This is a genomic window from Psychrobacillus sp. (assembly GCF_032154225.1).
In the GTDB taxonomy this organism is placed as follows: Bacteria; Bacillota; Bacilli; order Bacillales_A; family Planococcaceae; genus Psychrobacillus.
Genome location: NZ_JALDYF010000016.1, coordinates 87,351 through 96,028, shown reverse-complemented (window position 1 = coordinate 96,028; position 8,678 = coordinate 87,351). Strand labels below are relative to the sequence as shown.

Genomic DNA, 8,678 nt, shown 5'->3' with positions numbered 1-8,678 from the left:
GCGGCAAGCGCGGAGGCATAGTGGCTATTCATTAAGACGCACTTTATGTAAAGTAAGTCGAAAACGAGTGGTTTAGTTTTAAAGAGCGTTCTTTATTTCTATTAGCGCATTTTCTAAAAATAGAATAATCAACAGACATGGTTTTTTATTTAACAATGGAATGCAAGAACTTGTTCATCGTTGCATATTATAAGGAAATCAAAAACTTTCAAATAATAGGTAGGTGTTGATGGAAATGAACGACAATACGGAAAATCAATTTGTCATTTCACAGGAAAACTGGTCCTTGCATAGAAAGGGGTACCAAGATCAGCAACGCCATATGGATAAAGTAAAAGAAGCTATTCAGAATAATTTACCGGACTTGATTAGTGAGGAAAGTATTATTATGTCGAATGGTAAAGAAGTTATTAAAATACCAATCCGTTCGCTAGATGAGTACAAAATCCGGTATAACTACGACTCGTCAAAGCATATTGGGCAAGGGAATGGTGATAGTAAAGTAGGGGATGTAATCGCACGTGGCCCAGGGGAAGAGCAGGCTGGTTCTGGTCAAGGAAAGCAGGCTGGGGATCAAGCGGGTCAAGATTATTATGAGGCAGAAGTAACAATAGCTGAAATTGAGAAAGTCCTTTTTCACGAGATGGAGCTACCGAATTTGCAACAAAAAGAACAAGCAGATATTACGACCGATAAAATTGAGTTTAACGACATACGTAAAAAAGGACTTATGGGAAATCTGGATAAGAAGCAGACGATTTTAACTGCTATTAAGCGAAATGCCCTGAAAGGTAAGGCTGATATTTCACCGATTCACAATGATGATTTACGATTTAAAACATGGGATGAAGTGTTGAAGCCAGAGTCAAAAGCAGTAGTTCTTGCAATGATGGATACGAGCGCATCGATGGGTACTTTTGAGAAATATATCGCAAGAAGTTTCTTTTTTTGGATGGCGAAGTTTTTGCGGACGAAATATGAAACGGTGGAAATTGAGTTCATCGCGCATCATACAGAAGCGAAAGTTGTCACGGAAGAAGCCTTTTTTTCAAAAGGTGAAAGTGGCGGGACGATTTGTTCGTCTGCTTATCAGAAGGCACTGGAGCTTATTGAAAAAAAGTATAATCCAGCACGTTACAATATTTATCCAGTGCATTTTTCAGATGGAGAGAATATGACAAACGATAATGAGAAGTGTATGAAGTTAGTGAATGAACTGATGGAAGTTTCCAGTATGTTTGGATATGGAGAAGTGAATGAACATAGCAGATACTCAACATTGATGGCCACGTATAAAAAAATAGAAAATCCAAAGTTTCGCCATTATGTGTTGAAGGAAAATAGAGATGTGTATGAGGCGTTGAAGAGTTTATTTCAAAAAAATGCTGTTTGAAATAGGGAGTGATTCAATTGATGGAAACGGATCTTCATCGTGCAATCGCTGAGATAACGGAAATTGCATCAGGATTCGGCCTTGATTATTATCCAATGCGTTATGAGGTTTGCCCTGCTGATATTATTTATACATTTGGTGCATACGGAATGCCTACGCGTTTTTCTCATTGGAGCTTTGGTAAACAATTTCAAAAAATGAAGATGCAATATGATTTTGGGTTAAGTCAGATTTATGAGTTGGTTATCAATTCGAATCCTTGTTACGCTTTTTTATTGGATACAAATAGCCTTACGCAAAACAAGCTGATTATCGCCCATGTACTTGCCCATTGCGATTTTTTCAAAAATAATATTCGGTTTTCCAATACACGAAAAGATATGGTTGAAAGTATGACGGCAACAGCCGAACGAATTGCGAATTATGAAGCACTGTACGGCAAAGAAGAGGTAGAGTATTTCTTAGATGCTGTATTAGCGATTCAAGAACATATTGACCCATCTATTGTACGACCAAAGTTGTTGAATTATAACCTAGATGAGCTAGAAGAAATAGAAATAAGAAAAACGCCATACGATGATTTATGGAACTTGGATCAACCTAAAAAAGATGCGAGATCAGTCGTTCAAAAAAGAAAGAAGTTTCCTCCGCAGCCAGAAAAGGATCTATTACTTTTTATACAGGAATATAGCCGAGACTTGGAAGAGTGGCAGCGAGATATTTTAACGATGATGCGAGAAGAAATGCTTTATTTTTGGCCACAGTTAGAGACGAAAATTATGAACGAAGGCTGGGCTTCTTATTGGCATCAACGAATTTTACGTGAGATGGATTTAACGACTGCTGAAACGATCGAATTCGCTTCTTTAAATGCGAACGTTGTTCAACCATCGAAAACGTCTATAAACCCATATTATTTAGGGATAAAAATATATGAAGATATTGAAAAAAGATACGATGATCCAACGGAAGAAATGAAAAAGTTAGGGATAAAAGCGAAATCAGGGAGAGAAAAAATATTTGAAGTGAGAGAGATTGAATCAGATATTTCTTTTATCCGGAATTACTTAACGAAAGAGTTAGTGAAACAGGAAGATTTATATTTGTTTGAAAAAAAGAAAGGTAATTATCAAATTACGGATAAAGACTATGAACAAGTGCGAGATCAACTTATTTCGATGCGAGTGAATGGAAGTTTCCCGTATATTGTAGTGGAAGATGGGGATTATTGCCGAAATGGTGAGCTGTATTTAAAGCATGGTTATGAAGGGATAGAATTGGATACCCCTTATTTAGAAAATGTCCTTCCATATATTTATCAGTTATGGGGGAGAACAACACATATAGAAACGTATGTAGCAAATCAGCGAGCTATTTACTCATATGATGGAAAAAAAGTATCTCGTCGTTCAGAATAGTTTTTTAGCGTCCCTGTGTTTAACACAATTCTGAATTGTTTTCAACACAGGGACAAAATTTTTTTGAGCATTTTTACGTCCAAAATTGAATTTTGGAGAGGTTTTTTCTTTTTTTTGTCCCTTTTACACCTTCAAAACGTCATTGTTTTCCTTTTTAAACAATTTACATTTTAAAATAAGTCATTTAAATTTTAAGCAAAGGAGCAAAGAAGCAAAAGTGGGCAAGGATAGTCAAGTGACAAGAAAAAGAAACTTCATCCCAATTATTACTATCATGTTATTATGCGAGTTAACAATAGACAAAACATTTTCGAAAAAAGGAAGATATGTTTGAACTTATGCGTGCTTTCCAACATATACATAATAACTATTAGTTCAGCATGCTAGCATTTTGTTTCATGACAAACCATTATCATATTTTGATCAAATCAAATGAAGCACCTCTGAGCAAAATCATGAGTCTCATCAATAAAAGATACAGTACGTCCAATGCGAAGCGATATAATCATATTGGTCTGATTTATCAAAAGCGTTTTTTTTGCAAAAAGAGTCAGCTCTTTACGTGGATTACTAAACGTCAGTATTTATATTCATCGTAACCCTATCGACACGACTATACCGAAGGTCACCCATTTAGAACTATACCCATATAGCTCTTTTCCATATTATTGGAATAAAACAAAACAAGCCCCTGCCTTTTTAGATCTAGAGACATTAAACAAGCTATTATCTCGAACTTATGAACAAAGCAATGCAAGCTATTGTGAATATTGCCTTGCATACAAGCAAGAATCGGACGAAGATACTCAATCCGAAATTAGAGAGGCGCCGATAATATATAAGAAATAAAAGAAGCAGCCAAACCTTACATTGGCTGCTTCTTCCTATAATGAATTGTAGACCAATGTCGGAAAAGTGTAGAATTGTTTGCGTCACAGGGAACAAAAAAGTCTACGAACCTATAAAGTCTCCACCATCTACATGGATAGTTTGGCCGATCATGTAACTTGAATCAGAAGACGCTAAAAATACATAGGCAGGCGCAAGTTCGGCAGGTTGCCCGCTTCTAGTCATTGGAGTGTTATCTCCATGTTTTGCAACTTTGTCTTTATCAAAAGATGCAGGAATTAGCGGAGTCCATATAGGACCCGGTGCTACGGCATTTACGCGAATTCCTTTTTCAACTAAATTTAATGCAAGGGAACGGGTGAAAGAAGTGATAGCTCCTTTTGTTGCGGAATAATCAATAAGGTCAGGAGATCCACGGTACGCTGTAATCGAAGAAGTGTTTACAATCGTGTCTCCTTTTGACATATGAGGGAGTGCAGCTTGTGTTAAATAAAACATGGAATAGATATTTGTAGAAAATGTGTCTTGTAATTGATCAGGTGTAATTTGTAAAAAATCTTTTGTGGGAAATTGTTTTCCAGCATTATTTACTAATATATTGAGTTGACCAAATGCTTGAATCACCTGATCCACTGCATTTTGACAGTTTTCATCATCGCTTAGATCTGCTTTGAGCTTGAGTGCATTGACTCCGTGCTTTTCTATTAACTTTACAGTCATATCAGCATCTACCTGTTCATTTTCATCCAAATAAACAATGGCGACATTTGCCCCTTCTTTGGCGAAGGCAATAGAAACTGCTCGACCAATTCCACTATCTCCACCTGTAATAAGCGCTACCTTCCCTTTCAATTTTCCTGAACCTGTGTAGTTTTTATCATCAAAAATAGGAGCAGGGGACATTTCTTCTTCGATACCAGGTTGCTGGTTTTGGGTTTGTCCTGAAATCTCTTTGTGGATTTTTTCATATTTATTTGTCGTCATGGAAATCCTCCTTTTAGTAGTGAATACTTCTATTCTTCCCTTTTTACACAAAAAAAAACTTTTGAAAAGCAATTTCAAACGAAACTTTTCTTTAATAATATTGTTTATGTTAAAATATCAGAATAGTATGGTAGTTGTGTCTGTCACAGGGAACGAAAAAACAGGGGACGAAAAAAAGGGGTTAGAATGAGATGAGCGAAGCAAAAACTTTAACAGAGGCTTTTATGCAAACAAAGTACCAAGTAGCGGGTCATGGAAAAAGAAATTTTGAAGTGCTGCAAGAAGTGTTTCAAGGGCTTGATGGACAATTAGACAGTGATATTTACGGTAGTGGCAAAGTTATTGAAGACTTCCAAGTGAAGATGGCAAAGTATTTAGGAAAAGAGGCAGCTGTATTTTTTCCAAGTGGTACAATGGCGCAGCAAATAGGTTTGCGCATATGGTGTGACCAAAAAGGGATTAAAAAAGTAGCTTATCATCCATTATGCCATCTAGAAATTCATGAGCAAGATGGATTAAAGGAATTACATCAAATAGAATCCGTTTTATTGGCGGATAAAGACAGTTTAATAACGTTAGAAGACGTGGTGAGTATGCAAGAAGAAGTTGCCTGCATCTTGCTCGAGTTACCTCAACGTGAAATTGGCGGGCAGTTACCAAGCTATGAAACACTTGAAGAAATATCTGTTTATTGTCGCAATAAAGGCATTAAGTTGCACTTAGATGGTGCAAGACTCCTTGAAATACTGCCATACTATCAAAAAACGGCTGTCGAAGTGTGTAGCCTTTTTGATAGTGTCTACGTATCCTTTTATAAAGGAATTGGCGCGATTGCAGGAGCAATTCTTGCAGGTGACCAAACATTTACGGAGGAATCAAAAATTTGGAAAAGAAGACATGGTGGAGATTTAATCAGTTTATATCCGTATATTGTGAGTGCGGATTATTATTTTGATAGAAGATCAGAGAACATGCATGGGTACTATGAAGAAGCGAAAGAGCTTGCAGAACTTTTTAATGCTTGCCCTGCGGTATCAACTTTGCCACTAGTGCCTGTTTCGAATATGTTCCATGTTCATTTCCATGCACAAAAAGAACAAATGGAGCCTATTTTAATAGAAATATTCGAAGCAACTGGAATTGGCTTAACTAGTTATTTAAAAGAAGTAATTGGGGAGTCATGTGGATACGAAGTAAGCATTGGCGATCAATATGCCGCTTTACCTAAGGAGAAGCTACAGGAAGTATTCCGATTGCTTAAAGAAAAAATGAAGCAACAAATATAATTGGTTAAATAGGTAGAATAAAATCGACAAAACTGCACAAGTTATCTTTCATGGAGGTGAACTTTCATGAAAGATGAAAATAAGAAGAAAAACACATTAGATCGCGAAGAATTTGGATATGGATATGATCTAAGTCCAGACGATTTGGACATCAGAGGCAAAAATAAAATAGCGAAAAAAAGTAATGATTACGACGATAAAGAGAAGCCAATCAACAAAAATAACCCTTCCAGATTAAATTTATAGCAAAAACACCGGATTCTAAAATCATTTAGGATTCGGTGTTTTTTGTAGAAAAAAGTAAAATACGGCCGATTTTAGTTCTAAATTCTCTCTTTTTTTCTTACAGTGTAAGAACGACATGAAAAGGGAGAGAGTCATGTATGTTAATAGATGGCGTGTTTTCTGGAGGAGGTTTGAAAGGCTTTGCTTTAGTTGGGGCACTGCAAGCACTAGAAGAAAAGGGATATCAATTTAAACGAGTAGCTGGAACGAGTGCTGGTGCAATTTTAGCAGGGTTTGTAGCAGCGGGATATACTGGAAAAGAAATTAAAGAACTATTAGATGAATTAGACATGCTGACTCTACTAGATGCCCGTAAAACGATTCTTCCGATACCATTTATGAAATGGATTAATCTTTATTGGAGGCTTGGTTTATATCAAGGGAAAGCTTTAGAAAATTGGTTTTTAGAGAAGCTAGCAGCAAAAGGAGTTTACACTTTTTCAGATTTAGAGCCTGGAGTATTAAAGTTAGTAGCTTCTGATTTAACAAATGGCAAAATGATTGTTTTACCAGATGATTTAGAGAAGTATGGTGTTTCACCGGGTAGTTTTCCAATTGCACGTGCTTTACGTATGAGTTGCAGCATTCCGTATTTCTTTGAGCCAGTTCGGTTGAAAATAGGGTCAGGAGACACAATTGTCGTAGATGGTGGAGTATTAAGTAATTTCCCAATGTGGATATTTGATAATGGATCGATCCTTAAAGAACGACCCGTAGTAGGCTTGAAGCTAAGTGTTAGTTCGGAGGAAAAACCAGGACATCAAATTAATAATGGTTTGCAATTGTTCGAAGCACTTTTTTCGACGATGAAAAATGCACATGATGAACGTTATATTTCTCGTAAACTTGAAAAGAATGTTATTTTTATTCCCGTGGAGGATTATAGTGCTACTCAATTCGATCTTAGTGAAAAAATGAAAGCAGATTTGTTGGAAAAAGGACATAGTCGTACGGTTCAATTTCTAAAAACATGGTGATTATTTTTAAAAGGTTGGTTTAATTCTTATCTCCAAAGGAATAATAGAGAGTATTGTTCTGAGAGGAGAATCTTATAAATGACGAAGACTGCAAAAGAGACTGCATTAAAAATTTTGAACGATAGTTTGATTGGTGTAATGTCAACGGTTGAGCAAAATAAACCCCATTCTCGTTATATGACATTTTTTCACGAGGAGTTTATTTTGTACACGGTAACAAGTAAAGAAACGCATAAAGTGGAAGAGCTGCAAAAGAATCCAAATACACATATTCTGTTAGGATATGAAGGGAAAGGATTTGGAGACGCTTTTTTAGAAATTGAAGGGACGGTCGAGGAGTCACAAGAAGAAGGGATGAAAGAAAAAGTATGGAACAAGCATTTAAAGGGTTGGTTCGATGGGCCTGATGATCCAAAACTCATCATTCTAAAAATAACCCCAACACAAATGCATGTTATGAATAAGATAGGAAAGGCTCCGCAAATCATTGATTTTTAGTATAAAAAAGGACTTATACCATTTTATCAGGGATAAGATGGCATAAGTCTTTATTATTCTATTGGATCGTAGGATTCTGGAGTCTTTCCAAAATTCTTCTTTTACGATAAAGCATCTTGCCAGCTTCCGCAATATCATTGATTGCGGAACGATTGATGAAAGCTCCAAATACTAGACCGGCAATAGGTATCATTTGAAATAGTTTTTTCCAGCCAAATTGATCCCGATAGGAGAAAACAACTTCGCGCCAACCTTGCATTTCTGAAAGTACCTCACGCTTAGCTACTTCATCTTGGCTGTCAAACATGGACAACTGAGATAAGATCGTTTGTTTTCCAACAATATCAGCAGAAACAAATTGAAGACATTTTACGATAAACAAACGTTCTTTTTTATCATTTGGATCATATCCATAGCAAATTGCAATATCCTGTAAGGTTTTTAATTGTAAACCTAAAAGAAGTGGGATATCGATTGTTAATGTGAAAATGCCACCAATTCCAGTACTAGCACCTTGTACAGTTGCTAGGTTTTTTCTGTTTTTCGTTAGTCCGTCCACTGCGCTGTCCATTGTGGAGACGAATAGGTTTTTTACGTCTTCTAATGTTTGTACAACTTCTTTCGGGTAATAAGAGGTGACTTTAGAGGTCGAGCTTAAATAACTTCCACCGGTCTGGACATACTGCCCAAGCTCATCTATAAGTAGACCAATCTTGTTTTGGATGAAAGTAGGAGTCCACTTATCGATAAATTTAAATGGTAGACGTCCGAGCTTTTCCCAAAACCATAAATCACTTTGGTCTTTCTCCCAAATCTCTACTTTTTTGAGTTCTTCTGCTAACCAATCCTTCGAATCTTCCACAAATACTCGCTCCTCTTTTTTCCGTATTAAATAGACGTACATGAAACAGGAAAAGTTCAAAAATAATGAAAAGGATATTTTTACATAGATTTGGACAAACTTAATAAGTGCATACAAAAACTTATT

General features: G+C 36.3%; 9 protein-coding genes. 7 read left to right on the top strand and 2 right to left on the bottom strand.

Features of this window, described 5'->3' with window-relative positions; genetic code table 11:
- Nucleotides 1–235 precede the first annotated feature (235 nt).
- From yhbH to RUH95_RS17045, 3 genes are all read left to right on the top strand, one after another.
- Entirely contained in the window at nucleotides 236–1,393 is a 1,158-nt protein-coding gene (yhbH, locus tag RUH95_RS17055; RefSeq protein WP_313894103.1) for a sporulation protein YhbH, read from the top strand.
- 20 nt (nucleotides 1,394–1,413) lie between these two features.
- Complete coding sequence (locus tag RUH95_RS17050; RefSeq protein ID WP_313894105.1) at nucleotides 1,414–2,811, top strand: SpoVR family protein; 1,398 nt, start codon at nucleotides 1,414–1,416, stop codon at nucleotides 2,809–2,811.
- 380 nt (nucleotides 2,812–3,191) lie between these two features.
- Nucleotides 3,192–3,410, top strand: a complete 219-nt coding sequence (locus RUH95_RS17045) for a transposase (protein ID WP_313894102.1) — start codon at nucleotides 3,192–3,194, stop codon at nucleotides 3,408–3,410.
- Nucleotides 3,411–3,762: 352 nt separating this feature from the next.
- On the opposite strand, the gene RUH95_RS17040 is transcribed toward RUH95_RS17045, so the two are convergent.
- Nucleotides 3,763–4,644, bottom strand: a complete 882-nt coding sequence (locus RUH95_RS17040) for an SDR family oxidoreductase (protein WP_313894101.1) — start codon at nucleotides 4,642–4,644, stop codon at nucleotides 3,763–3,765.
- A gap of 191 nt (nucleotides 4,645–4,835) precedes the next feature.
- Here RUH95_RS17040 and RUH95_RS17035 point away from each other — a divergent pair, with 191 nt between their 5' ends.
- From RUH95_RS17035 to RUH95_RS17020, 4 genes are all read left to right on the top strand, one after another.
- The gene (locus RUH95_RS17035) at nucleotides 4,836–5,930 is read left to right on the top strand and encodes a threonine aldolase family protein (RefSeq protein WP_313894100.1); all 1,095 of its coding nucleotides are present in this window, start codon (nucleotides 4,836–4,838) and stop codon (nucleotides 5,928–5,930) included.
- A gap of 66 nt (nucleotides 5,931–5,996) precedes the next feature.
- Complete coding sequence (locus RUH95_RS17030) at nucleotides 5,997–6,176, top strand: hypothetical protein (protein ID WP_313894099.1); 180 nt, start codon at nucleotides 5,997–5,999, stop codon at nucleotides 6,174–6,176.
- A 137-nt stretch (nucleotides 6,177–6,313) separates the two neighbouring features.
- The gene (locus RUH95_RS17025) at nucleotides 6,314–7,192 is read left to right on the top strand and encodes a patatin-like phospholipase family protein (protein ID WP_313894098.1); all 879 of its coding nucleotides are present in this window, start codon (nucleotides 6,314–6,316) and stop codon (nucleotides 7,190–7,192) included.
- Nucleotides 7,193–7,270: 78 nt separating this feature from the next.
- Complete coding sequence (locus tag RUH95_RS17020; RefSeq protein WP_313894097.1) at nucleotides 7,271–7,690, top strand: pyridoxamine 5'-phosphate oxidase family protein; 420 nt, start codon at nucleotides 7,271–7,273, stop codon at nucleotides 7,688–7,690.
- A 58-nt stretch (nucleotides 7,691–7,748) separates the two neighbouring features.
- Here RUH95_RS17020 and RUH95_RS17015 read toward each other — a convergent pair whose 3' ends face one another.
- Nucleotides 7,749–8,552, bottom strand: a complete 804-nt coding sequence (locus RUH95_RS17015; protein ID WP_313894096.1) for an EcsC family protein — start codon at nucleotides 8,550–8,552, stop codon at nucleotides 7,749–7,751.
- Nucleotides 8,553–8,678 lie beyond the last annotated feature (126 nt).

Coding starts and splice junctions, on each gene's coding strand:
- yhbH (WP_313894103.1), top strand. CDS start 236: ATGAACGACAATACGGAAAATCAATTTGTCATTTCACAGGAAAACTGG.
- RUH95_RS17050 (WP_313894105.1), top strand. CDS start 1,414: ATGGAAACGGATCTTCATCGTGCAATCGCTGAGATAACGGAAATTGCA.
- RUH95_RS17045 (WP_313894102.1), top strand. CDS start 3,192: ATGCTAGCATTTTGTTTCATGACAAACCATTATCATATTTTGATCAAA.
- RUH95_RS17040 (WP_313894101.1), bottom strand. CDS start 4,644: ATGACGACAAATAAATATGAAAAAATCCACAAAGAGATTTCAGGACAA.
- RUH95_RS17035 (WP_313894100.1), top strand. CDS start 4,836: ATGAGCGAAGCAAAAACTTTAACAGAGGCTTTTATGCAAACAAAGTAC.
- RUH95_RS17030 (WP_313894099.1), top strand. CDS start 5,997: ATGAAAGATGAAAATAAGAAGAAAAACACATTAGATCGCGAAGAATTT.
- RUH95_RS17025 (WP_313894098.1), top strand. CDS start 6,314: ATGTTAATAGATGGCGTGTTTTCTGGAGGAGGTTTGAAAGGCTTTGCT.
- RUH95_RS17020 (WP_313894097.1), top strand. CDS start 7,271: ATGACGAAGACTGCAAAAGAGACTGCATTAAAAATTTTGAACGATAGT.